Below are 23,596 nucleotides of genomic sequence, written 5' to 3'. Positions count from 1 at the left end.
AGCGGCTTTTTCGCGGGTTGATCATCTGGACCGTGCCATGCATGAATCGAGCTGAGCCTAGATGCCATTTCAAGTAATTGATAACCAACGTCTTTATCGACAGATTGCCGACCAGTTGCGGGCGTTGATCGACAGCGGAGAATTTCCGCCGGGCAGTCGCCTGCCGGCTGAGCGGGAGCTGGCCAAACTGTTAGGGGTGAGTCGCGCCTCCGTGCGTGAGGCGATGATTGCCCTGGAGGTGATCGGCCTGGTGGACGTGCGGGTGGGCAACGGCGTGCTGGTGTGCGAACCCGTGCAACCGAAAGTCAGCCAGGAGCCGGTGATGGCCCAGGCCACCCGGGATCAATGGAAGGAGTTCGACCCGGAGCTCAACCTGCACGTCGACTTCAATGCCGAGATTCCACCGTTTTCGTTGCTCCAGGCCCGTCGCCTGATTGAGCCGGAAGCGGCTGCTTTGGCGGCCAAACATGCCACCGACGAAGAGCTGGCGGGTATTCGCGAGGCGTTCGAGCGCAACGTGCAGGACAACCGCGAAGGCTCCCATACCCATCCGGGCGACCGACTGTTTCACATCCGCATTGCCCAGGCCTCGGGCAACCCGGCGTATGCGCTGATGATTGCGCACTTGCTGGGGCATCGTTACGGCAGCATGTTCCAGCGGTTGCAGGCGCATTACACCTCGGATGACATGCCGCATCGCTCGGAAGACGAGCATCGCAAGATCCTCGACGCCCTGGAACAGCGGGACGTGGAAGGTGCGCGACAGGCCATGCGCAAACACCTCGAAGAGGTGGTGCGGATTTTCATGCGGACGGCGCAATGACCGTGTTCTATGACGCTCGCGGCAATATCTACGGTGTGGTTAGCCCTGAGCAGTTACGCAGCAAGGGTATCGATGTGCCGGATGACGCCGCCTTGGCCGCGGGCACCCGCGATGCTTGGGCGTTGGCGGCGGTTGCCGCCGAATGCGAGTGGGGTTCTTTGCCACGCCCGGCTGGGGCCAAAGAGCATCGCTGCGACGGCTTGTTGGTGGGGCCGTTTCAGGCCGCACCGCCCTTCGACCTGTTGATCGTCAACACCGACGGTTCCCTGGCCGAGCGCAGTGGCAATGGGCTGACGATTTTTGCCCAGTCGTTGACCGACCAAGGGTTGATGACGCAGGGCTGTGACCTGCGGGTGCATCACGACAAGGCGGATGCAGTGTCGCCGGTGATCACGCGGGTTGAGCCTGCGCAGTACGAACAGATCCGAGGCTTTTGGCTGGCGCTGGGGCGTCCCGGGTTCGGGCCTTCGGCGGTGGGGGCGGTTGGGGTGGGTGTGGTCTCGCTTGAGGGGACCGAGGTGAGCCATGTCTCACCACTGTCTGCACTGAACACTGCGTGGAATCACAGCCAGTTTGTGCGAGTGGGCAATCCTCATTGTGTGACGCTGGTGCAGGATGCATCGGCGTTGCCGGACAACGCACAGATGCTCCAGCCAGGGTTGTTCGATTCGCTGAGGGCAATCGCTTTTGCGCCGCCTGCCGGGGCGGGTCAGCCCTGTATTTCCGGAGTCAACCTGCAATGGGGCGCCCGGGATTCCGGCAACCGTGTCATCGCCCGGGTGTTTGAGCGCGGCGAGGGGCCAACGGCGTCCTCCGGGACCAGCGCGAGTGCCGTGGCTTGCGCCGCCTGGTCTGTAGGATGGGTGACGGCGGGTGAGGTGGCGGTGGTGATGCCCGGCGGTACGGCACCGGTGCGCTTGCAGGCTGACGCGGGGGAGTTGCTGAGCGTCAGCCTGTTCGGAACGGCGCGGCGTTTATAAAAACTCCACCTGCGCCGGCCGGCGTTTCATCAACACTTTGCCTGCGCGAATCGAATACAGCGGCAGGCCCTGGCTGCGAATCACTTCATAGTCGCTGTCCGCCGACAGGATCAACAGGTTCGCCGGGCGTCCCGGTTCCAGGCCATAACGATCTCCCAGGGCCATGGCCTTGGCACTGTTGTCGGTGACCAGGTCCAGGGCGCTTTGCAGGTTGCGATAGCCGAGCATGTGGCAGATATGCAAGCCGGCTTCCAGCACCCGCAGGATGTTGCCGTTACCCAGGGGATACCAGGGATCGACGATGGAGTCCTGGCCGAAGCAGACGTTCATGCCGGCTTCCAGCAGTTCGTTGACCCGGGTCACGCCCCGGCGTTTCGGGAAGGTGTCGAAGCGGCCCTGCAAGTGAATGCTTTCGGTGGGGCAGGAGACAAAGCTGATGCCGGAGTGGCCCAGCAGGCGGAAGAGCTTGGCGCAGTAGGCATTGTCGTAGGAGCCCATGGCCGTGGTGTGGCTGGCGGTCACGCGGGCGCCCATGTCGCGGCTGCGGGCTTCTTCGGCCAGCACTTCGAGAAAGCGCGAATGAGGGTCGTCGGTCTCGTCGCAGTGCACGTCCACCAAGCAACCGGTGCGCTCGGCCAGGTCCATCAGGAACTTCACCGAACTCACCCCTTGGTCGCGGGTGTATTCAAAGTGCGGGATGCCGCCGATCACGTCGGCGCCCAAACGGATGGCTTCTTCCATCAGCTCGCGGCCATTGCGGTAGGACTCGATGCCTTCCTGGGGGAACGCGACGATTTGCAGGTCGATGAGGTGGGTGCTTTCCTCGCGCACTTCAAGCATGGCCTTGAGCGCGGTAAGGTCCGGGTCGGTGACGTCGACATGGGTGCGCACATGCTGGATGCCATGGGCGGCCAGGGTCTGGATGGTTTTCCTGGCGCGGGTCTTGGTGTCTTCCAGGGTGATGGTGGCCTTGCGTTCGCCCCAGCACTCGATGCCTTCAAACAGTGTGCCGCTCATGTTCCAGCGGGGTTCGCCGGCGGTCAGGGTGGCGTCGAGGTGGATGTGCGGTTCGACGAAGGGTGGCACCACCAGGTTGCCGGCGGCGTCCAGGTCGTCGGGGCCTGCGATGGGCGCCGCGCCTTGTTGGGTGATGCTGGCGATCCGGCCGTGTTCCAGGTGCAGATCATGCAGGCCTTCACGGTTGCGCAGGCGGGCGTTGATGATGTGCATGGGCAAGTTCCTCTTGGCAAAAAACAGTCAGGCAGACAGGCGCCAGATCATCAGCGCGATGCCGATGTCCAGGCGGTCATAAGAATTGTCCAGCGTCAGCCCGCACAGGGCTTCGATGCGCTGGACGCGATGTGTCAGGGTGTTGCGGTGAACCGCCAGCCGCTGGGCGGCGGCCACAAGGTTACCATTCTCGTGGAACCAGGCCTCCAGGGTTGGCATCAGGCTTGGGCCATGGTGCAGGTCGTGGCGCAACAGCGGCCCCAGGCGTTCGTTGAGAAACTGGTCGAGCAGGGCGCGATCACGTACGCCGCTGAGCAACTTGAGTACCCCCAGCTCATCGTAGACACACAACCCGGCGCGCTCACTGAACCGCCGCGCCGCCGCCAACGCCTGGCGCGCTTCGTCCAGGGCCTGGGCCAGGCGAGCGGGCGGGTGCGCGGCGGCACTCAGGCCGATAAACAGTTTCAGCGGCGCCAGGCGCAGGTTCAGCGCTTTCAACCAGCCCGCCAACAACTGACGGTTGGCCAATGCCTCGCCTGCGTCGGCCGCAGGCAACAGCATTGTCCATTGCCCGGCACGCCCCTGCACGGGCAAACGAGACGGATGCTGCGCGGAAAACTGGCGCAGACGACGGGTAATGGCATCGTGCTGACGGGCCAGCTGTGCTTCGACCACCGGCGCCTCGCCTTGGGCAAACAGTGCATCGCTGCCGTCCAGCTGCAACTGGACGAGCTGCCAATGCCCGGCCAATGGCATGCCCAATTGCGCGGCGCGGTGCAGCAGCAGATCCAGGGATTGATAGTCACCGGCCAGCAGGCGTTCCAATACATCGTGCCGCGAGCGCCCCAACTGTTGCGACTGGATCAACGCCGAACCGATGGCCTGGGTCACCAGCACCATCTTCAACGAGTACGGCTGCTCGATCAGCGGCATGCCCGCGTCTTGCGCGGCTTCCAGCAAGCGCTGCGGGATCGCCTGGATATAGTCCGCTCCCGTGAGAATCACCAGCCCGGCGACCTGGCGCTGACAGGCCTCGTCCAGCAACACCAGCAGGTTGGCCTCATCCCGGGGGTGATTGATACCGGTGATGAACACCAGTTCGCCCCCCAGCACCCATTCGGCGATGCCGCTGTTTTCCGCCACATAGGGCCAGCGCACCGTGTTCTCCAGGCCGGCTTCCCCGGCCCGCAGGCACATCGACTCCAGCCCGGGCAAGGCCAGCACATCGGCGATGGTCAGGCTCATGCCTGGGCGTCAGCCAAAGGAGCCCGCACCCGCAGGACGGTGGTCAGCACGATGTACGTCAGCGACGCCGCCACAATCCCCACCAGCGGAGCGACCCACGGCGAATGAAAGGCCAGTACCGTGCCCACGGCATAGGCGATCAGCCCGGGCCAGTTGAATGCCGGCAGGCGCGTCTCGGCCAGGCGCGGGTAGTGGCCGCGGTAGCGATAGAAAAAGTCCGCCATGATCACCCCGCCAATCGGCGGAATCACCGTGCCCAGCAGGATCAGGTAGGGCACCAGCATGTCGTACATGCCCAGCAGCGCCAGCAGGGTGCCGATCACCGCGCCGGCCAGGGTCACCGTTTTGCGGCGTTTGGTGCGCAGCAGGTTGCAGCCGGCGACGGCGAAGTTGTAGATGGTGTTGTCCTGGGTGCTCCAGATATTCAGGAGCAGCATGGCCATGGCGGCCATGGCAAAACCTTGCAGCAGCAACACTTCGACCACGTCCGGTTGCTGGTAGACGATGGCGCCGTAGGCCCCGATCAATACCATCAAGCCGTTACCGATAAAGAAGCCGATCAGGCTGGCCAGCACCGCGACCTTGGCCGAGCGCGAGAACCGCGTCCAGTTGGTGGCCTGGGTCGCGCCGCTGACGAAGGTGCCGAACACCAGCGTGATGGCGGTGGACAGATCCAGCTCGCCGGTCGGCACTACTGCCAGCAGCCCATCCAGACCGCCGACCTTGACAGTGGCCACCCACATCGACAGAAACAGCAAAATGCCCATGGCCGGTACGGCGATGTAGGACAGGATCTCCAACCCGCGATACCCCACGTAGGCCGTCGCGCAGAACACCATGCCGAACAGCACCATCAGCCCGAGCACGCTGCCCTGGCTCAACTCGAAATATTTGCCCAGCACCACAGCCGCCGTGGCGGTGCCCCAGGCGTACCAGCCGATCTGGGTGAAACCGAGGATCAAGTCGCTCAGCTTGCTGCCCACTTCGCCAAAGCAGAAGCGCCCCATCAGTACCGAATTCAAACCGCTCTTGAACGCGATGTAACCCAGCCCTGCAGCGTAGATACCCAACAGCAGGTTACCCAGGGCCACGACGCCGAGCATTTGGGTGAAGCTGAAGGCCACTCCCAATTTGCCGCCGGCGAACATGGTGGCGGTAAAAAAGGTAAAGCCCAGCAGCACCATGGCGGTGGAGGCCAGGCCTTTGCGGGCATGCATGGGCACCTCGCTGAGAGGGTAGTCATTGCCCGGTTCGTTCTGCGTCATGTGCCTTTCTCCCTGAATGAGTGACGCAGGCCTATTGCACCCGGCGTGCCAACTGCTATGCAGTGACGTGCGCACGGTCAGCGCTGTGCACGTTGCACAGTATTTATAGCCAAACAGGGAGAGCACGCGGGAGGGATTGGTCTTTCTGCCCAGTCAGGCGCGAAAGCGGTGCAGGGGTGATACAAATTGGATCACCCGTTTTTCAATCGAACAGGGTGTGGGTGGTCTCCCCGCGGTGAAACGCAAAGGCGGCCTCAAGGTCGCTTTCAATGGTGCGGCCACGGGAGAGCGGCGGCAGGGCGTCGAGCCTGAAGAAGCCGACTTCCGTGGTTTCGAAACCGGCAGCCGGCGCCACTTGATCAACCCGCTCGCACAGAAAATAGAGTTTGTAGAAGTCCCGGATATCGGGCCGGTACAAACCTTTGGCCTTATGGGTGACGCTGTACAGCGCCCGAGCGGTAACTGTCAGCCCGGCCTCTTCGCGGATTTCCTTGATGATGTTTTCAGCGGCCGACAAACCGATATCCGCATAACCTCCAGGCAACGCCCAGCAACCATCCGTCAACTCACGCACCAACAGGATCCGGTCACCGTCAATCACCGCACCCCGTACATCAATCATCGGCGTCGAATAGCGCTTGGCAAAGTCCGGCACCAGCCCGGTGATGCGCTCCAGCGGCACTTCGCCCAACTGCGCGAGCATGCTGTGGGCGATCTGGGCGATTTCCTCGAGGCGCTCGCGCTCGAAGTCATCGGTGCAGAAATGCAGCCCCGTGGAGGCCAATGCTTGCAAGCGCTTGGCCTGGGCCAGCCAGGTGTTTTCCATGGGAATTCCTTCAGCGAGAGGCAGTGAGGTCTTTTTGCAGGTAAACCCGACGCAGGCCGTTTTCCTCGGCCCGGTGGGTTTCCACATAGCCCTTGCGGGTGTACAGCGCGAGGTTTTCGGTCATTGCCTCATTGGTGTAGAGGCGCACGAAACCCTGATGGGCTTGCTGTTCTGTGAACTCCAGCAGCACGCGCCCGTAGCCCAACCCCTGGGCGCCGGGGTCGACGGCCAGGTTATCCAGCAGCAGGTACTCGTCCTCATGGATCAGCACGACAAAGCCGTGCACCCGGCCGGAACTCTCCAGCACATGTACGCGTCCAGCAGCGACCTGTTGGCGATAATCATCCAGCATCGGCCCCGGCTTGCGCCCGATGCGTTCGATGTAAGGGGAGTAGGCGGCGTGGACGATGGTCTCGATGGTGGCGATATCGTCAACGGTAGCGGGGCGGATATGGGTTGGCATCGCAGCGCTTCCTGTACAAGAGGCCACGACTGTAAGGGAGTCACCGGCATAAAAAAACCACCGCAAGGGTGGTTTTTTCTAGATCACCGGCTCATTCGCCGCGATAAATGCAGCCACTGGTGCAGGTCTCATGGATGCGAATCGCGCTGAGTTCCGGCAACAACGGTTTCAATTCATTCCAGATCCATTTGGCCAGCACTTCGCTGGTCGGGTTCTCAAGGCCCGGGATGTCATTGAGGTAGTTGTGGTCGAGGCGTTCGTAGAGCGGCTTGAAAATCGCCTTGATCTCCGAGAAGTCACGGATCCAGCCGGTATGCGGGTCGAGGTCGCCGCTGAGGTGGATTGCCACCTTGAACGAATGGCCATGCAGGCGCCCGCACTTGTGGCCTTCGGGCACGTGGGGCAGGCGGTGGGCGGATTCGAATGTAAATTCCTTGAAGATTTCCACAGTATTTTTCAGCTCGGTCAGGTGTCTGGCAGGCGGCGAGTTTAACAGTTTGTTGCCACCGCGCGCGCACCCTACGTAGCAGCTGTCGAGCTTTAGCGAGGCTGCGTTTACGGTTTGTCTGGTAAACCGAGGTGCTGCCGACGCAGCCTCGCTTAAGCTCGACAGCTGCTACGGGGGGGTCAGAGAGCCAGCAGGCGTTCGCCCAATTGCCCGTTGTCGGCCAGTTGCAGAAACTCATCCCCCAGCCGCTGGCTTTCGCTCATCGCGGTTTGCCAGTACTTGTTGCGTCCCGGGTCATCACCCATGAAACGCTTGAAGTCACTGCGGTCCGGCAGTTTGCCGTGGGGCAGGCGGGCCAGGTATTCCTTCGACGGCGCCAGCAGCAATACATCCTGCAGGCCCTGTTGATTGGCACGGCGCCATGGCAAGCCCTTGTCGAACCAGCCGGGAATGACCCTGTCGGTGAAGTGCGGGTACAGCACGATGTCGTCACCGTGGTAGGGCAGGTCGAGGTGATAGTCCAGCAGGCCGCCGTCGCGGTAGGTGCCTGCGCCAGCACCCGGCAGGTCACGCACGCCTTGCATCACCATGGGGATCGAGCCGGACGCCAGCAACGCCTGGCGCAGGTTGCCCAGTTCCAGATTGAGGAAGCGCGACGGGAAATCCTTGAGCGCATGCAGCGGTGGCGCCTGGCGCGGGTCGTGGACGATCAGCCGTTCGAAGTGCCGTGAGAGCCGAGCGCGGCCCCGCAGGTTGTCGGCGATCACCGAGGACAGGCCCAAGCCGAGGCGACCGCGATGATCGTCGGCGAGCAGGCCGTGGCTTTTGACCACCATGATGTTCAGCCGATAGTTCGGGTTGTCGAGAACCCGGGCATCGCGGCCGGCCAGCAGGTCATCGAGCATGCGCACGCAGCTCTGGCTGACTTCGGCCATGGTCACGCCTTTGGCAAAACTTTGTTCGTTGTACAGGCGGCCCAGGTCGAGCAGGCCTTGCACCGGGTCGGGCAGGCACGCGCTGGCAAACCGCCAGGAGCCTATCGAGGCGCCGATCAGTGCACGCTCGCGTGGCGCGCGGGGCAGCCAGTCACCGAACAGCGCCAGGTCCAGGCCCTGGATGCCCAGGGCCTTGGGGCCGCCAGCAGCACCGGGCAGGATGCCGACATCCGCAGGCGCCAGCCCTTGTTCGCGAATGCGTGCGAAAGCGCGTTTGCCAGCCTTGAGTGTCAAGGCGGGAAATTTCATATGGATAGCAGTCATACCGATCTCATCGACAGCGAGCAGGGCAGTATAGAAAATCCTGCGCGGTTGCAGGCAATGGTGTTGCGCAGAATTGCCATGGTGGCAATTCAGTTTCAGTTAAGTTGGATCCAGTACCGTGAGCGCCGTAGGCAAAATATCCTGAAACGGAGACTCACCATGAAAACCCTCACAGCCTTGATTGCCAGCAGTATCATCGCCCTCACCGCTGGCATCGCCCAGGCCCGTGACCTGGGGCCGGACGAGGCACTGAAATTGCGCGACGCTGGTACCATTGTGTCTTTCGAGAAGCTCAACGCCATTGCACTTGCCAAACATCCCGGCGCCACCGTGCATGAAACCGAGCTTGAAGAGGAATACGGCAAGTACCTTTATCAGGTTGAACTGCGCGACGCCCAGGGCGTTGAGTGGGACCTGGAATTGGACGCCGTCACCGGGGCCGTCCTCAAGGATCATCAGGATACGTAATGAAGGTAAATCTACGCACCAGCGTTCAAGTGGCGCTGGTGCTCCTGGCATTTTGCTCAAGCCTGGCCGCTCGGGACCTGGGCCAGGACGAAGCGCTGCGCCTGCGCCAGAAGGGTGTGATCGCGCCGCTCGAGCATCTGCTTGGCCCGGCTTTCGAGCGCTACCCGGGCGCCAAGTTGCTCGACGCCGAGCTTGAAGAGCACAAGGATCGTCCTGTGCGCTATATCTATGAAATCGAACTGCTGACAGTGGAAGGCGTAGTACGCGAGATCGAACTCGACGCCAACACTGGCCAGTTGCTCAAAGACAAGGAAGATGACTGATGCGCCTGCTTCTGGTGGAAGACCACGTACCCCTGGCCGATGAGCTGATGGCCGGGCTCAATCGCCAGGGCTATGCCGTCGACTGGCTGGCGGACGGGCGCGATGCGGTGTATCAGGGGCGCAGCGAACCCTACGACTTGATCATTCTTGATCTCGGCCTGCCGGGTTTGCCCGGGCTTGAGGTGCTGACGCAATGGCGCGCCGCCGGCTTGGCCACGCCGGTGCTGATCCTCACTGCCCGCGACTCCTGGGCCGAGCGCATCGAAGGGCTCAAGGCCGGGGCCGATGATTACCTGAGCAAACCGTTTCATCCCGAAGAGCTGCACCTGCGTATCCAGGCCTTGCTGCGCCGTTCCCATGGCCAGGCCAATCAGCCCACCTTGCAGGCCGCCGGCTTGCACCTGGATGAAGGGCGCCAGTGCGTGATGCGTGACGGCGAGGAGATCCAGCTGACCGCCGCCGAGTTTCGGCTGCTGCGTTACTTCATGCTGCACCCCGAGCAAATCCTTTCCAAAAGCCACCTGGCCGAACACCTGTACGACGGCGAGACCGAGCGTGATTCCAATGTGCTGGAAGTGCACGTCAATCACCTGCGCCGCAAGCTGGGCCGCAGCGTGATCGAGACCCGGCGCGGCCAGGGTTACCGGTTTGGCGCTGGCCCTGCATGAAGTCGATCCAGCGGCGCCTGAGCCTGGGGCTGATCAGTGTGATGGTGATCGTCGGCCTGGTGCTGGCGCAGACCAGTTTGTGGCTGTTCGAAGTGGGCCTGCAACGCTACCTGGAATCGGGCCTGCGCAATGACAGCGAGAACCTGCTGGTGGCGCTGGTGCGCGGGCCCACGGGTGTGCAACTGGATGAGCAGCGGCTGTCTCCGGCTTATCAGCGCCCGTTTTCCGGGCACTATTTCCGTATCGATTTTGGTGACACCCACTGGCGTTCCCGCTCGTTATGGGACCAGGAGCTGCCGCAACTGCCCCAGGCCGGGCTCAAGGGCAACCTGCAACTGGGCCCGGAAGGCCAGCAACTGCTGGTGCTGCGTTCGGACTACAAGCGCTTCGGCCAATCGATTTCCATCAGCGTGGCCCAGGACTACACCCCGGTCAGGGAAAGCTTTCGCCTGATGCGCCAGATTGGCCTGGTAATCGGGCTGGCGGCGCTGTTGCTGATCCTGATCCTGCAACGGGTCACCGTGCGCCGCGCGTTACGCCCGCTGGAGACCGCGCGCAACCAGATCGCCCAACTGCAACAAGGCCAGCGCTCGCAACTGGACACCCAGGTGCCGGTGGAACTGGAGCCGCTGGTGGCACAGATCAACCATTTGCTGGCCCACACCGAAGACAGCCTCAAACGCTCGCGCAACGCCCTGGGCAACCTCGGCCATGCCCTGAAAACCCCGTTGGCGGTGTTGCTGAGCGTGGCCTCCAGCGAGCAGCTCAAGGACCATCCGCAACTGAGCAAGCTGCTGCGCGAACAGTTGGAGCAGGTGCAGCAACGGCTTAACCGCGAACTCAATCGTGCGCGGTTGGCCGGCGAGACCCTGCCGGGTGCCTTGTTCGACTGCGATGGTGAATTGCCGGGGCTGTTAGCGACCTTGAACATGATCCATGGCGAACATCTGGATTTGAGTTACCGCGTGCGCCCCGGTTTGCAACTGCCGTGGGACCGCGAGGATTTGCTGGAGCTGTTGGGCAACCTGCTGGACAACGCCTGCAAATGGGCGGATGCCGAGATTGTGTTGAGCATCAGCGAAACCCCGGAAGGCTTTCGGCTGACGGTCGAGGATGACGGGCCGGGGATTCCCGAGAGTCAGCGCGACCAGGTGTTCAGCCGGGGCACCCGGCTGGATGAGCAGACTGATGGCCATGGTCTTGGGCTCGGGATCGTGCGGGATATTGTCGAGGTGTGGGGCGGGGTGCTGCTGTTGCAGGAAAGCGAGCTGGGCGGGCTGAAGGTGGTTATCGACCTGCCACGTCGCCAGTGAAAACCGACGTAGCAGCTGTCGAGCCTTGGCGAGGCTGCGTCGGCGGCATACCTGACACACCGCTAACGCAGCCTCGCCGAGGCTCGACAGCTGCTACGGGATACTCGGGCTTATTGCCAGAGAATCTCGCAGCTCATCAAACCCTGAACTGATCCATCAAACCCTGCTGCTGATTCGCCAGGCTATTCAACGCCTGACTGACCCGCGCCGATTCATTCGCCTGCTCGGACAGCGACTCGGTCACATCCCGAATCGTCGCCACGTTGTTGTTGATCTCCTCGGCCACTGCGCTTTGCTCTTCGGCGGCGCTGGCGATTTGCAGGTTCATGTCGCTGATCACCGTTACCGCATCGCCGATCTGGCGCAACGCGGTCACGGCCTGGCCCACCTGTTCGACGCTGCCCTGGGCCTGGCGATGGCTGTTGCTCATGGAGCCCACCACATCCTGGGTGCCACTTTGCAGTTGCTCGATCACCAGGCGGGTTTCTTCCACCGATTCCTGGGTACGTCGTGCCAGGTTGCGCACTTCGTCGGCAACCACTGCAAAACCACGACCGGCCTCACCCGCGCGGGCCGCTTCGATGGCGGCGTTGAGTGCCAGCAGGTTGGTCTGCTCGGCGATCGCGCGAATCACTTCCAGTACCGAACCGATCTTCTCGCTGTTGGCAGCCAGGCCTTCAACCTGGGTCATTGCCGTGCTCATGTCAGCGGCCAGATGACCGATGCTGGTGGTGGTGCGGTCGATCACCGTCAAGCCTTCGCGGGTAGCCCGGTCGGCATCGCGGGCGGCCTGGGCCGCTTGGGCTGCACTGCGGGCGACGTCCTGGGCGGTGGCGCTCATCTCGTGGGAGGCGGTGGCTACCTGGTCGACCTGGCGGTATTGCTGCTCCATGCCGGCGCTGGTTTCGGTGGCAATCGCGGCCGACTGATCGGCAGTGCCACGGGCGTCCTGCACCGAACGTTTGACCTGGGCAATGATCGGCTGCAGCTTGTCGAGGAAGCGGTTGAACCAGCCGGCCAACTCACCGAGCTCATCGTGCTTGTCGTAGGCCAGGCGACGGGTCAGGTCGCCTTCGCCGCTGGCAATGTCTTCCAGCATGCGCGCCACCCCGAGGATCGGCCGCGTCACGCTGCGGGCCATCAGCCACACCAGCAACAGGCCGACGATGGCGGCCAACAGGCCCAGGCTCAGTTCCAGCAGGGTGCCCTTGGCGTTGTCGGCGTCGAGCTTGACCTTCAGGGCTTCAGCCGGCGCCACCAGGACTTTCTCCGGCACATCCAGCAACACGCCCCACGGTTTGCCATCGGGAATCGGCAGGAACGGCGCCAGTACCTTGAGTTGATGGTCGGTGCGCACACTGCGGGTCTGGGTGCTGCTGGCCAGAGCGCTGATCAGTTGCGCGCCATTGGAGGAGTCGACGGTGTCCAGGCGCTGGCTGAGTTTGCCGGCGTCCGGGCTGTAGCCGGCCAGCAGGCCCACCGGGCTGATGATGCTGACGCTGGTCTGGCCGTTGTAGAGTTTCTGGCTGGCGCTCTGGCTGACCGCTTGCAGGCTGTTGAGGTTGATGTCCACCGACAGCGACGCGATGACTTTGCCGTTGACCATCAGCGGGAACACGATGCTGGTCATCAGCACCTTTTGCCCGTCGATGACATAGAAGTACGGCTCGATCACGCAGGGTTTGAGGGTGGTGCGCGGGCAGGTGAACCACGCGTTGGCTTTTTCGCCGCTGGGTCCGATGCTGGTGTCGGACATGTCGCTTTCGGGCAGCGACATTGAGGTCAGTTTGCCCGCGGTCGGCTGGGACCAGTACAGCGCAAAGCGGCCCTTGTCGTTGCTGCCCAGCTCCTTTTGATTGGCGAACAGTTCGTCCTTGCCGTCCAGTGCGTTGGCTTCAAACACCAGGGACAGGCCCAGCAAGTCCGGGTTGGCTTGCAACGCGGCCTTGACCTGGCGAGTCAGGTCTTCGCGCAGATCGAAGGCATCCAGGAAGCGTTTTTCTGCCTGTTCCCGCAGGAACAGCACCTGCCGGGAAAAACCGTGACCGTATTGATAGGCGTCCATGAACTGCTGGCGAATGCCCAAGGCCTGGACTTCACCCTGGGCTTCGATGCGCGCCTGGGCGGCTTCGTCGAGCATTTCCATGCTGGAGGCCTTCACCAGATCGGAGCTCTGCGCCATGCGGTACAGCGACAGACCCACCAGCAAGGTCACGATGCCCAACAGGCAGAGACCGGCCAGCAGGGTAATTTTCCATTGAATGGACAGCTGTCTGAGCGACATGGAGCCTTCCTTAACCTTTCGATACGACAGAGACGATCTGCCTGTATCGGCCGCTTGAAAGTTTTCTTTATTCAAACGTTCAATTTAAAGCTGTTTGCGACGTCGTGCTTTGACATGCCCGCCTGCCTGCTGCAAAGTGCGCGCCCTCTAATAAAACTCCTTTAACACCTGATTTGCGGCAGCCGTCCCCGACAGCAGCCCGGGCAGGTGCGTGCTTTTTTTATGTTTTCTGTCTTGAGGTAACGATGATTAATGCAGTAATCGCCGCGGTCGGCACCATGCTGGTGCTCAGCCTGTCCCGCGTGCATGTGGTAATCGCGATCATTGTCGGCGCCCTGGTGGGTGGCCTGACCGGCGGCCTGGGCATCGACGCAACGCTCAAGGCGTTCAACAGTGGGCTGGGTGGCGGTGCGACGGTGGCATTGTCCTACGCGCTGCTCGGTGCTTTCGCGGTGGCGATTGCCAAGTCTGGCCTGGCCCATGCGTTGGCCGACAAGGCCCTGCTGCTGGTGGACCGTCAGGAAGCCACCGGCGGCAGTCACGTCAAGTGGTTGCTGATCGGCTTGCTCTGGGTGGTGGCCATCGCCTCGCAGAACATCCTGCCGATCCACATCGCGTTTATCCCGCTGCTGGTACCGCCGCTTTTATATGTGCTGACCAAGCTGCAACTGGACCGCCGGCTGATCGCCTGCGTGATGACCTTCGGCCTGATCACGCCCTATATGTTTCTGCCGGTGGGCTTCGGCAATATCTTCCTGAATCAGATCCTGCTGGCCAACGTGGCCAAGAGCGGTGTCGACATCAGCCAGGTCAACGTCACCCATGCCATGGGCCTCCCGGCGCTGGGCATGGTGGTCGGCCTGCTGGTGGCGGTGTTTATCAGCTACCGCAAGAAGCGCGTGTACGATCTGGAGAAAATCGAGCGGGTCGAGCAGGTGGCGGTGCAATACAACCCGCTGACCCTGCTGGTGGCCGGCCTGGCAATTGCGGCGGCGTTCATTATCCAGCTGTGGCTGGACTCGATGATCATCGGCGCCCTGGCGGGGTTCCTGATTTTTTCGGTGTCGGGCATCGTGCGCTGGCGTGACACCGATGACCTGTTCACCGAAGGCATGAAGATGATGGCGATGATCGGCTTCATCATGATCGCCTCGTCGGGCTTTGCCGAAGTGCTCAAGGCCACCGGCGAAGTGCAGACTCTGGTGCAAGCCTCGGCGGCGTTTATCGGCCATAGCCGCGGTGTGGGCGCGCTGCTGATGCTGCTGGTGGGCTTGTTGGTGACCATGGGCATCGGCTCGTCGTTTTCCACGGTGCCGATCCTGGCGGCGATCTTTGTGCCGCTGTGCGTGCAACTGGGCTTCAGCCCGCTGGCCATCGTGTGCATCGTTGGCACGGCCGGGGCACTGGGGGATGCCGGCTCGCCCGCGTCGGATTCGACCCTGGGCCCGACTTCCGGTTTGAACATCGACGGCCAGCATCACCATATCTGGGACACCGTGGTCCCGACCTTCCTGCATTACAACATTCCGCTGCTGGCGTTTGGCTGGTTTGCTGCGATGACGCTCTGAGGGATTGTCCTACAGATTTATTGTAACTAGCCGTTAACCTCTTAAGTTGTCCCTTAAGAGAGAAGAGCCATGCGTCTGAGTCTAAAGGCCAAAGTACTGTCCCTTGCTGTCCTGCCCGTGTTGTTGTTTGCCGTGATCATCAGCCTGACCACGGTGTGGATCCTTCAGGAGCAGGCCCGCAAGGAGGTCGAAGAAACCCGTCAGAACCTGCTCAACGACGCCAAGACCACCTTGCGCGGCTACGTCGAGGTGGCCATGACCACCATCCAGCCGCTGTACGATGCTGCCGCCCAGGGCGACACGACGGTGCGGGCGCAGGTGGTCAAGCTGCTGTCCAACACCAGTTACGGCAAGGACGGCTACTTCTTCGGCTACGACTCCGAGACCATTCGCCTGTTCAAGGGCAACAGCCCGGACGGCGTGGGCAAAAGCTTCAAGGACAACCGCGACCCGAACGGCGTCTACGTCAACCGTGACCTGGTGAAAGTCGGCAAGGACGGCACCCACTACCTGCAATACAGCTCGACCCAGCCCGGCCAAACCGAACTGGTGCCCAAGCTGGGCTACACCGAATACTTGCCCAAGTGGGACATGGTGATCGGTACGTCGGTGAACCTGGACGGCATCGACGCCCAGGTCGCCGAGGTTCAGGCCAAGGTGGAAAAACGCATGGAAGGCGTGGTGCTGAGCATCATCGGGATTGCCGTGGTGGTGCTGTTGGTGATCGCCGCCGTGGGCATGCTGGTGGCCAATACCATCCTGCGGCCGCTCCACCTGATGAAGATCAACCTCGACGACATCGCCGCCGGTGAAGGTGACCTGACCCGCCGCCTGGCCATCACCAGCCAGGATGAACTTGGGGAATTGGCCGGCTCGTTCAACCGCTTTGTCGACAAGATCCACGGCCTGGTGCGCCAGATCACCGAAATGACCTCCCAGCTTACCGGCCTGGTGAGCCAGGTCGCCGAGCAAGCCAATCGCTCGGAAAAGGCCATGGAGCGCCAGCGCCACGAAACGGACCAGGTGGCCACCGCGATCAACGAAATGTCGTCTGCCGCCCATGAAGTGGCCCGCAGCGCCCAAGGCGCCGCCGTGGCAGCGCAACAGACCGACGCCGAAGGCCAGGCTGCGAAAAAAGTCGTGGATGGCAGCATCGCGCAGATTCACGCGCTGGTGAACGACATCCGCACCAGCGGCGTGTCCCTGGACAGCTTGCAGCAGGACGTTTCCTCGATTGTCAGCGTGCTTGGCGTGATCCGCTCGATTGCCGAACAGACCAACTTGCTCGCCCTCAACGCCGCCATTGAAGCCGCGCGGGCAGGGGAGGCCGGCCGTGGTTTTGCCGTGGTCGCCGACGAAGTGCGGGCGTTGGCCAGCCGCACCCAGCAAAGCACCCAGGAAATCCAGGGCATGATCGACCGCCTGCAAAAAGGCACCGAAGCCGCCGTGGAATCCATGCGTCGCTCCAGCGAAGCCGGCGACGGCACCTCGGCCCAGGCCAACGAAGCGGGTGCCTCCCTCGACACCATGGCGCAGTTGATCGGCACCATCAACTCGATGAACGCGCAGATTGCCAGCGCGGCGGAGGAACAAACTGCCGTGGCCGAAGAGATCAACCGCAGCGTGCATCAGATCGCGGTGGCGGTGGACAGTGTGGCGGATGAAACCCAGCAGGGCGCCCAGACCTCCCGCAGCCTGGCGGATCTTGGGCAGCGATTGGGGCAGTTGGTGGGGCAGTTCAGGATTTGATTGCAGGCTTTCGCCCATCGGCAACGTCCTGTTGCTGATGGGCTTGGCCAGATTGATGCATCAGGTCAACAGCGCCAACCGCTCCACGGTCTCGGGAAACTTCGCCACCAGCCGAATCAACGTTGCCGCCTGAGCATTGGGTGTGGCCCGGCCTTGCTCCCAATTTTCCAGGGTACGCGTATTGGTGCGCAGGTACATCGCAAACACCGAGCGCGACAGATTGAGTTGTTGACGCACAGCGACCACTTCGTCTGCGGTGAGCGGTGCCAGCTTGCTCAACTGCACCTTGTGGCTGCGCAGCGTTACCTTGCCTTGTCGTTCATCTGCCAGCGCGTCGAAGCCTTCGACCAGTTCGGAAAAGATGTCACGTTTCATAAGATTTTCTCGCTTTGATTTCCCTGTCCAGCAGGTGTTTGAGCGCCGTTTTGTGTTGTGTGCTCAGGTCGTCCTGTTCGTGTTTGCCATAAAGGGTGAACAGCCAGAACTGCGTACCACCCGACCACCAGTAATAGATGACTCGCAGGCCACCCCGTTTGCCCTTGTTGCGTCGCTCATCGACAAAGCGAACCTTGCGTAACCCGCCGGTCCCCTCTATCACGGCGCCCGCTTGCGGGTTTCTCATCAACTCCTGTTGAAAACCGTGAAATAACTCATCACTCAGATAATCCCTGCGGTGCCGCTCAAAGGCTGGCAATTCGATAAATAGAGCATCCATGTTCTGTACGTAGCCTGCGTATAGTTTGGTGGTCCATCTGCGGTGGGTCAAGTGACCCTGCTGTGGGATGTTTCCTAAAACGCAACCACGATACGAGTGACGCAGGCAGGTTGATGCCGGAAGGGTAGGCATCTCGATGAGGAAAACTCCCTCTGTGTGGCAGACAACAAATCGATACCCCAGAAACGCAAAACGGCGCCCGAAGGCGCCGTTTTGCTTACTGCGTTTAACTAAGCGATCAACCCGCCATCACCGCATGCTGCACCAGGGTGAGCAACGGTTGTGGGTACACACCCAGGAAGAACGCCAGCAGGGCGATTGCCAGCAGCATCACGCCGCCCGCTTTCTGTTCCCAGTGCAACTCGGCGTCTACACGGCGCAGGTTTGGCTCGATCAGGTACAGGGTCACCATCACGCGCAGGTAGTAGAAAACGCCGATGGCGCTGCCCAGTACCAGGGACGCAACCAACCACCATTCGTGGGCTTCAACACCAGTCGCCACGATGTAGAACTTGCCGATGAAGCCGGCGGTCAGCGGGATGCCGGCCAGGGACAGCATCATCACGGTCAGTACGGCGGTCAGGTACGGACGCCGCCAGAACAGGCCGCGGTATTCGTACAGGGCGTCAGCGTCACGGCCTTTGTAAGGCGACGACATCAGGGTGATCACACCGAATGCACCCAGGCTGGTGATCACGTAGGTGACCAGGTACACGCCGATGGCTTCCATCGCCAGGCCCTTGCTTGCCACCAGGGCGATCAGCAGGTAACCGAAGTGCGCGATGGACGAATAACCCAGCAGGCGCTTGAGGTTGTTCTGGGTCAGCGCCAGCAGGTTACCGAACAGGATCGAGGCGATCGCGATGATGGTCAGCACGTTGCTGAGTACACCGGTGTTGGCCGCAGGGGAGATCTGGAACAGACGCACCATCACTGCAAACACGGCGACTTTCGACGCGGTAGCCAGGAACGCGGCCACCGGCGCCGGGGCGCCTTCGTACACGTCCGGGGTCCACAGGTGGAACGGTACCAGCGACAGCTTGAACGCCAGGCCGATCAGCATCATGGCCAGGCCCAGTTGGGCGATAGGCGCAGGGCTGCCGGAGGCTGCCAGGGCGTGACCGATACCGCTGAAGCTCAGGCTGCCGGCTTCTGCGTAGAGCAGGGCCATACCGAACAACAGGAACGCGGAACCGGCGGCCGACAGCACCATGTACTTGATGCCGGCTTCCAGGGAGCGCTTGTTGAAGAAGGCATACGCCACCAGGCCGTAGACCGGGATCGAGAGCAGTTCCAGGCCGATGAACAAACCGGCCAGGTGCTGCGCGCTGACCAGCACGATACCGCCGGTCGCAGCCAGCAGGATCAGCAGGTACAGCTCTTCGCGGTTGCCCGGGTAACCCGTGCCGCCTTCGCCGAGGTAGGCGTGGGCGAGGGTGACGCAGGCCAGGGTGGCCACGAGGATCAACGCGATATAGAGCAGCGCGAAGTCATCGACCATCAACAGCGGGGTGACTGCCAGCGGTGCGACCTTGAGTGCCGGGATAATCGACAGCAAGGCCAGGTTCAAACCTGCCACGGAAATCAGGAAGGTCTGTGAGTGGTTGCGGCGCCATGCGATCGCCAGCATCACCACCACAACGGTGAGGCTGGAGATCAGCAGCGGCGCAAGCGCGATAAAGTGTTGGATCGTGAATTCCATAGCGCTCTTACCGGGCCGAAGCGAGTTGAGTGAAGGCGGTGCTGAACCATTGCTGCACGCCATGCATCGTTGCGGCAGAGGTATCCAGGAACGGTTGCGGGTACACGCCGATGAACACCAGCAGTACCGCAAGGCCGAGCACCATGATCAGTTCGCGACCGTCCATGCCGTGCAACACGGTGTCGGACTTGGCCGGGCCGAAGTACGCGCGGTGGATCATGATCAGCGAGTAGACCGAACCGAACACCAGGCCGGAGGTAGCGATTGCACTGATCCACGGTGTATGCACGAAGGCACCCATCAGGATCAGGAACTCGCCGATGAAGTTACCGGTACCCGGCAAGCCCAGGGAGGCGGCGGCGAAGAACAGGCTGATGGCCGGCAGGTAGGCGATACGCGACCACACGCCACCCATCTCACGCATGTCACGGGTGTGCAGGCGCTCGTACAGCTGGCCACTGAGGATAAACAGTGCCGCGGCCGACACACCGTGAGCCAGCATCTGGATCACCGCGCCTTGCAGTGCCAGTTGGCTGCCGGAGTAGATGCCGATCAGTACGAAGCCCATGTGGGAAACGGACGAGAAGGCAATCAGACGCTTGATGTCGGTTTGGGCGAAGGCCAGGAACGCACCGTAGAAGATCCCGATCAGACCGAGGGTCATGGCGATCGGCGCAAACTCGGCCGAAGCGTTCGGGAACAGCGGCAGAGCGAAACGCAGCAGGCCGTAGGCCGCGGTCTTCAACAGGATACCGGCGAGGTCAACGGAACCCGCGGTCGGCGCCTGGGCGTGAGCGTCAGGCAACCAGGAGTGGAACGGCACCACCGGCAGCTTCACCGCGAACGCGATGAAGAAGCCCAGCATCAGGATGTACTCGGTGGTCAGGGACATCTTGGTTTTCAACAGGTCGGCGTAGTTGAACGTGATCACGCCCGTGCTGTTGAAGTTGACCAGTACCAGGCCCAGGATCGCCACCAACATGATCAGGCCGGAAGCCTGGGTGAAGATGAAGAACTTGGTCGCCGCGTAGATCCGGGTTTTCTTGCCGTCCGAAGAACTGTGACCCCAGAGCGCGATGAGGAAGTACATCGGCACCAGCATCATTTCCCAGAAGAAGAAGAACATGAACAGGTCGAGGGCGAGGAACACGCCGACAACGCCGCCCAGGATCCACATCAGGTTCAGGTGGAAGAAGCCCACGTGACGCTGGATCTCTTTCCAGGAGCAGAGTACCGAGAGGATACCCAGCAGGCCGGTCAGCAGGATCATCAACAGCGACAGGCCGTCGAGGGCCAGGTGCACGTTGATGCCGAAGCGCTGGATCCACACGTGCTTGAATTCAAGCGCGAAGGTCGGATCGACACCCGGTGCCGGAGCAAATGAATAGTCACCGTGGGCCCACAGCCAGAGGCCGAGCGCGAGTTCCAGGGACATGGTCAGCAACGCAATCCAGCGGGGGAGGGTGGCGCCGAAGCGTTCACCCATCCAGCAGAGCAGGCCGCCGATAAAGGGGATCAGGATTAGCCAGGGCAGAATCATGACGGGCTCGTTTCCTTTCGCAAGTTCGCAAAGTTCGCAATGTACTTAGACATGGTCAGACCGCCACCACGATGATGGCGCCGATTACCAGCACGGCACCGGCCGCCATGGAAGCTGCATACCAGCGCAATTGACCGGTCTCGCTGCGGCTCAGGGCGGTGTGACCGGCCTTGGCTGCACGCGGGATCAAACCGATGGTCTGGTCGAGCGGGTCTTTGCGCAGTACGTGGCTGATCGCAAGGTAAGGCTTGACGAACAGTTTGTCGTAGATCCAGTCGAAGCCCCAGGCAGCGAACCACCAGGCCGAAAGGAAGCGGCCAATGCCACTGTTGGCGATGGCGGTGACGAAGCGGCGCTTGCCGAGGAACAGCAGGGCCGCCAGCAGGATACCGGCGATAGCGATGGCACCCGAGGCGATTTCCAGGCTGTGCTTGGCGGCGCCACCGGCATGGCCGGCGCTTTCCGGCAGTACACCGGCCAGAGGCGGGGTGATCATGGCGCCGACGAAGGTCGACAGGATGATCAGCACCGACAGTGGCAGCCAGTGGGAAATGCCGTGGCCTGCATGGGCTTCAGTCTTGGCTTCACCGTGGAACGTGATGAAGATCAGGCGGAAGGTGTACAGCGAGGTCATGAACGCACCCACCAGGCCGGCGTACAGCAGGCCGTGGTTACCGCTGGCAAAGGCTTCCCAGAGGATTTCGTCTTTCGAGTAGAAACCAGCGGTCACCAGTGGCAGGGCCGACAGGGCCGCACCGCCGACGATGAAGCTGGCGTAGGCCAGCGGCAGTTTCTTCCACAGGCCGCCCATCTTGAAGATGTTCTGCTCGTGGTGGCAGGCAACGATCACCGCACCGGAAGCAAGGAACAGCAGGGCCTTGAAGAAGGCGTGGGTCATCAGGTGGAAGATCGCGCCGTCCCAGGCGCCAACGCCCAGGGCCAGGAACATGTAGCCGATCTGGCTCATGGTCGAGTAGGCGAGGATACGCTTGATGTCGGTCTGAACCAGGGCAGCAAAACCTGCCAGTACCAGGGTCACGCCACCCACCAGGCCCACCAGATGCAGAATCTCCGGCGCCAGGGTGAACAGGCCGTGGGTACGGGCGATCAGGTAGACACCGGCGGTTACCATGGTTGCGGCGTGGATCAGTGCCGAAACCGGGGTAGGGCCGGCCATCGCATCCGCCAGCCAGGTTTGCAGCGGCAGTTGTGCGGATTTACCGACAGCGCCACCCAGCAGCATCAGGGTCGCCAGGGTGATCCAGAAGTCGCCGACCTGGAATTTCTGCGGCGCCAGCACCAGCAGTTCCTGGATGTTCAGCGTGCCCACTTGTTGGAACAGGATGAACAGGCCGATGGCCATGAACACGTCGCCGATCCGGGTCACGATAAAGGCTTTGAGTGCGGCGTTACCGTTATTGCGGTTGCTGTAGTAGAAACCGATCAACAGGTACGAGCACAGGCCCACGCCTTCCCAGCCGAAGTACAGGAACAACAGGTTATCGCCCAGCACCAGGAACAGCATGCTGGCGATAAACAGGTTGGTGTAGGCGAAGAAGCGCGAGTAACCGGCTTCACCGCGCATGTACCAGGACGCGAACAGGTGGATCAGGAAGCCTACACCGACGACCACGCCAAGCATGGTGATCGACAGGCCGTCGACGTAGAGGGCGAAGTTGGGCTTGAAGCCCTCCACCGACATCCACTGCCACAGCACCAGGGTGTAGTGGCCGCCTTCCGGCGGCGCGACGTTGAATTGCCAGATGACGTAGGCGGCGACAATCGCCGACAGGCCAATGGAACCCACGCCGACCAGGGCCGAGAGGTTTTCCGACCAGCGTCCACGGGAGAACGACAGCAGCAGGAAACCGATCAGGGGAAATACGAAAGTCAGAAAGATCATGTTCATCCGCGCATCTCACTGGCAGCGTCGATATCAAGCGTGTGGAAGCGACGATACAGTTGCAGCAGGATCGCCAGGCCAATACTGGCCTCGGCGGCTGCCAGGCTGATCACCAGGATGAACATCACTTGTCCATCCGGCTGGCCCCAACGGCTACCGGCCACGATGAACGCGAGTGCCGCGGCGTTCATCATGATTTCCAGGCTCATCAACACGAACAGAATGTTGCGGCGAACCATCAGGCCGACCAGGCCAAGGCAGAACAGGATGCCGGCGACCGCCAGACCATGCTCCAAAGGGATAGCAGGCATCGTCATTGCTCCTTGGCTTCGTTGCGGCCCAAGTGGAAGGCGGTGATGGCTGCGGCGAGCAGCAGCATCGAAGCCAGTTCGACCACCAGCAGGTACGGGCCGAACAGGCTGATGCCCACGGCTTTCGCGTCTACGGTGGTGTGGCCGATGGCCTGGCCGCTCTGGTGAGCGAACAGCACATACAGCAGTTCACCCAGCAGCAGGGCTGCGAGGATCACCGGGCCGAGCCAGATGCCGGGCTTGAGCCAGACGCGTTCCTGGGCGACCGAGGCCGGCCCCAGGTTGAGCATCATCACCACAAACACGAACAGCACCATGATGGCGCCGGCGTAGGCGATCACTTCCAGCACACCGGCGAACGGTGCGCCGAGGCTGAAGAAGGTCATGGCCACGGCGATCAGCGAAATGATCAGGTAGAGCAGGGCGTGCACGGGGTTAGTGTTGGTGATCACGCGAAGCGTGGACACCACTGCAATACCCGATGCGAAATAGAAAGCGAATTCCATCTTTCTT

Annotated in this window: 23 protein-coding genes and 2 pseudogenes; 9 read left to right on the top strand and 16 right to left on the bottom strand. The window is 61.9% G+C overall.

Translation table 11 applies throughout. The features are described from left to right. Nucleotides 1–61 precede the first annotated feature (61 nt). Both M2400_RS08905 and M2400_RS08900 read left to right on the top strand, forming a co-directional pair. Complete coding sequence (locus M2400_RS08905; protein ID WP_076016736.1) at nucleotides 62–823, top strand: FadR/GntR family transcriptional regulator; 762 nt, start codon at nucleotides 62–64, stop codon at nucleotides 821–823. Next, a complete protein-coding gene (locus tag M2400_RS08900; protein ID WP_259195662.1) occupies nucleotides 820–1,803 on the top strand; it encodes a diaminopimelate epimerase in 984 nt (327 codons plus the stop codon). The genes M2400_RS08905 and M2400_RS08900 overlap by 4 nt, the downstream gene beginning before the upstream one ends. Here the strand turns inward: M2400_RS08900 and codA are convergent. From codA to M2400_RS08865, 7 genes are all read right to left on the bottom strand, one after another. Further along, a complete protein-coding gene (codA, locus tag M2400_RS08895) occupies nucleotides 1,798–3,033 on the bottom strand; it encodes a cytosine deaminase (protein WP_177042675.1) in 1,236 nt (411 codons plus the stop codon). The two genes, M2400_RS08900 and codA, sit on opposite strands and share 6 nt — an antisense overlap. Before the next feature lie 27 nt (nucleotides 3,034–3,060). Further along, nucleotides 3,061–4,278 (bottom strand): PucR family transcriptional regulator ligand-binding domain-containing protein, encoded by a 1,218-nt coding sequence (locus M2400_RS08890; RefSeq protein WP_259195663.1) that lies wholly within the window; start codon nucleotides 4,276–4,278, stop codon nucleotides 3,061–3,063. Next, nucleotides 4,275–5,543 carry a cytosine permease gene (gene codB / locus M2400_RS08885; protein ID WP_259195664.1) on the bottom strand — a complete coding sequence of 423 codons (1,269 nt, stop codon included), beginning with the start codon at nucleotides 5,541–5,543 and terminating at the stop codon, nucleotides 4,275–4,277. The genes M2400_RS08890 and codB overlap by 4 nt, the downstream gene beginning before the upstream one ends. A 202-nt stretch (nucleotides 5,544–5,745) precedes the next feature. Beyond that, nucleotides 5,746–6,369, bottom strand: coding sequence for an NUDIX hydrolase (locus M2400_RS08880; RefSeq protein ID WP_177042672.1), 624 nt, complete (start codon nucleotides 6,367–6,369; stop codon nucleotides 5,746–5,748). Nucleotides 6,370–6,379: 10 nt separating this feature from the next. Continuing rightward, on the bottom strand, nucleotides 6,380–6,832 hold the full coding sequence (locus M2400_RS08875; protein WP_259195666.1) for a GNAT family N-acetyltransferase: 453 nt from the start codon (nucleotides 6,830–6,832) through the stop codon (nucleotides 6,380–6,382). A 91-nt stretch (nucleotides 6,833–6,923) separates the two neighbouring features. Beyond that, nucleotides 6,924–7,280, bottom strand: coding sequence for a 6-carboxytetrahydropterin synthase QueD (gene queD, locus M2400_RS08870; RefSeq protein WP_003190259.1), 357 nt, complete (start codon nucleotides 7,278–7,280; stop codon nucleotides 6,924–6,926). Between the two features lie 179 nt (nucleotides 7,281–7,459). After that, nucleotides 7,460–8,539 carry a patatin-like phospholipase family protein gene (locus M2400_RS08865; protein WP_259195667.1) on the bottom strand — a complete coding sequence of 360 codons (1,080 nt, stop codon included), beginning with the start codon at nucleotides 8,537–8,539 and terminating at the stop codon, nucleotides 7,460–7,462. A 159-nt stretch (nucleotides 8,540–8,698) separates the two neighbouring features. On the opposite strand from M2400_RS08865, the gene M2400_RS08860 reads away from it, so the two are divergent. From M2400_RS08860 to M2400_RS08845, 4 genes are read left to right on the top strand one after another with little or no spacing between them, the layout of a single operon-like run. Further along, a complete protein-coding gene (locus M2400_RS08860; protein WP_177090057.1) occupies nucleotides 8,699–9,007 on the top strand; it encodes a PepSY domain-containing protein in 309 nt (102 codons plus the stop codon). Beyond that, nucleotides 9,007–9,330, top strand: a complete 324-nt coding sequence (locus M2400_RS08855) for a PepSY domain-containing protein (protein WP_010172783.1) — start codon at nucleotides 9,007–9,009, stop codon at nucleotides 9,328–9,330. Before M2400_RS08860 ends, M2400_RS08855 begins: the two co-directional genes overlap by 1 nt. Beyond that, a complete protein-coding gene (locus M2400_RS08850) occupies nucleotides 9,330–9,998 on the top strand; it encodes a response regulator transcription factor (protein ID WP_177042668.1) in 669 nt (222 codons plus the stop codon). Before M2400_RS08855 ends, M2400_RS08850 begins: the two co-directional genes overlap by 1 nt. Further along, the gene (locus M2400_RS08845) at nucleotides 9,995–11,311 is read left to right on the top strand and encodes a sensor histidine kinase (RefSeq protein ID WP_177133189.1); all 1,317 of its coding nucleotides are present in this window, start codon (nucleotides 9,995–9,997) and stop codon (nucleotides 11,309–11,311) included. The genes M2400_RS08850 and M2400_RS08845 overlap by 4 nt, the downstream gene beginning before the upstream one ends. 136 nt (nucleotides 11,312–11,447) lie before the next feature. Here the strand turns inward: M2400_RS08845 and M2400_RS33520 are convergent, their stop codons facing one another. Both M2400_RS33520 and M2400_RS33515 read right to left on the bottom strand, forming a co-directional pair. After that, nucleotides 11,448–12,203 (bottom strand): methyl-accepting chemotaxis protein, encoded by a 756-nt coding sequence (locus tag M2400_RS33520; protein WP_371321516.1) that lies wholly within the window; start codon nucleotides 12,201–12,203, stop codon nucleotides 11,448–11,450. A 102-nt stretch (nucleotides 12,204–12,305) separates the two neighbouring features. Next, nucleotides 12,306–12,452, bottom strand: a pseudogene (locus tag M2400_RS33515) (HAMP domain-containing protein); the annotation flags it as partial. Nucleotides 12,453–13,843: 1,391 nt separating this feature from the next. Here M2400_RS33515 and M2400_RS08835 point away from each other — a divergent pair. The 3 genes and pseudogenes from M2400_RS08835 (at nucleotide 13,844) to M2400_RS33505 (ending at nucleotide 16,912) form a co-directional block, all read left to right on the top strand. After that, nucleotides 13,844–15,163 carry a Na+/H+ antiporter family protein gene (locus M2400_RS08835; protein ID WP_169389406.1) on the top strand — a complete coding sequence of 440 codons (1,320 nt, stop codon included), beginning with the start codon at nucleotides 13,844–13,846 and terminating at the stop codon, nucleotides 15,161–15,163. A 69-nt stretch (nucleotides 15,164–15,232) separates the two neighbouring features. After that, nucleotides 15,233–16,054, top strand: a pseudogene (locus M2400_RS33510) (cache domain-containing protein); the annotation flags it as partial. Nucleotides 16,055–16,090: 36 nt separating this feature from the next. Then, on the top strand, nucleotides 16,091–16,912 hold the full coding sequence (locus tag M2400_RS33505; RefSeq protein WP_371321515.1) for a methyl-accepting chemotaxis protein: 822 nt from the start codon (nucleotides 16,091–16,093) through the stop codon (nucleotides 16,910–16,912). A 60-nt stretch (nucleotides 16,913–16,972) separates the two neighbouring features. Here the strand turns inward: M2400_RS33505 and M2400_RS08825 are convergent, their stop codons facing one another. From M2400_RS08825 to nuoJ, 7 genes are all read right to left on the bottom strand, one after another. Then, on the bottom strand, nucleotides 16,973–17,287 hold the full coding sequence (locus M2400_RS08825) for a DNA-binding transcriptional regulator (RefSeq protein WP_102604535.1): 315 nt from the start codon (nucleotides 17,285–17,287) through the stop codon (nucleotides 16,973–16,975). Next, nucleotides 17,277–17,627 carry a type II toxin-antitoxin system RelE/ParE family toxin gene (locus M2400_RS08820; protein WP_259195669.1) on the bottom strand — a complete coding sequence of 117 codons (351 nt, stop codon included), beginning with the start codon at nucleotides 17,625–17,627 and terminating at the stop codon, nucleotides 17,277–17,279. Before M2400_RS08820 ends, M2400_RS08825 begins: the two co-directional genes overlap by 11 nt. A 238-nt stretch (nucleotides 17,628–17,865) precedes the next feature. Continuing rightward, nucleotides 17,866–19,329, bottom strand: a complete 1,464-nt coding sequence (nuoN, locus tag M2400_RS08815) for an NADH-quinone oxidoreductase subunit NuoN (protein WP_017476148.1) — start codon at nucleotides 19,327–19,329, stop codon at nucleotides 17,866–17,868. 7 nt (nucleotides 19,330–19,336) lie between these two features. After that, on the bottom strand, nucleotides 19,337–20,869 hold the full coding sequence (gene nuoM / locus M2400_RS08810) for an NADH-quinone oxidoreductase subunit M (RefSeq protein WP_017476147.1): 1,533 nt from the start codon (nucleotides 20,867–20,869) through the stop codon (nucleotides 19,337–19,339). Between the two features lie 55 nt (nucleotides 20,870–20,924). After that, nucleotides 20,925–22,778 carry an NADH-quinone oxidoreductase subunit L gene (nuoL, locus tag M2400_RS08805; RefSeq protein ID WP_003219559.1) on the bottom strand — a complete coding sequence of 618 codons (1,854 nt, stop codon included), beginning with the start codon at nucleotides 22,776–22,778 and terminating at the stop codon, nucleotides 20,925–20,927. Continuing rightward, nucleotides 22,775–23,083 (bottom strand): NADH-quinone oxidoreductase subunit NuoK, encoded by a 309-nt coding sequence (nuoK, locus tag M2400_RS08800; RefSeq protein WP_003219560.1) that lies wholly within the window; start codon nucleotides 23,081–23,083, stop codon nucleotides 22,775–22,777. Before nuoK ends, nuoL begins: the two co-directional genes overlap by 4 nt. A gap of 2 nt (nucleotides 23,084–23,085) precedes the next feature. Further along, complete coding sequence (nuoJ, locus tag M2400_RS08795; protein ID WP_003219561.1) at nucleotides 23,086–23,589, bottom strand: NADH-quinone oxidoreductase subunit J; 504 nt, start codon at nucleotides 23,587–23,589, stop codon at nucleotides 23,086–23,088. Nucleotides 23,590–23,596 lie beyond the last annotated feature (7 nt).

The organism is Pseudomonas sp. BIGb0558 (genome assembly GCF_024807515.1).
GTDB lineage: Bacteria > Pseudomonadota > Gammaproteobacteria > Pseudomonadales > Pseudomonadaceae > Aquipseudomonas > Aquipseudomonas yamanorum_A.
This window is presented reverse-complemented; position numbering and strand designations above follow the sequence as displayed.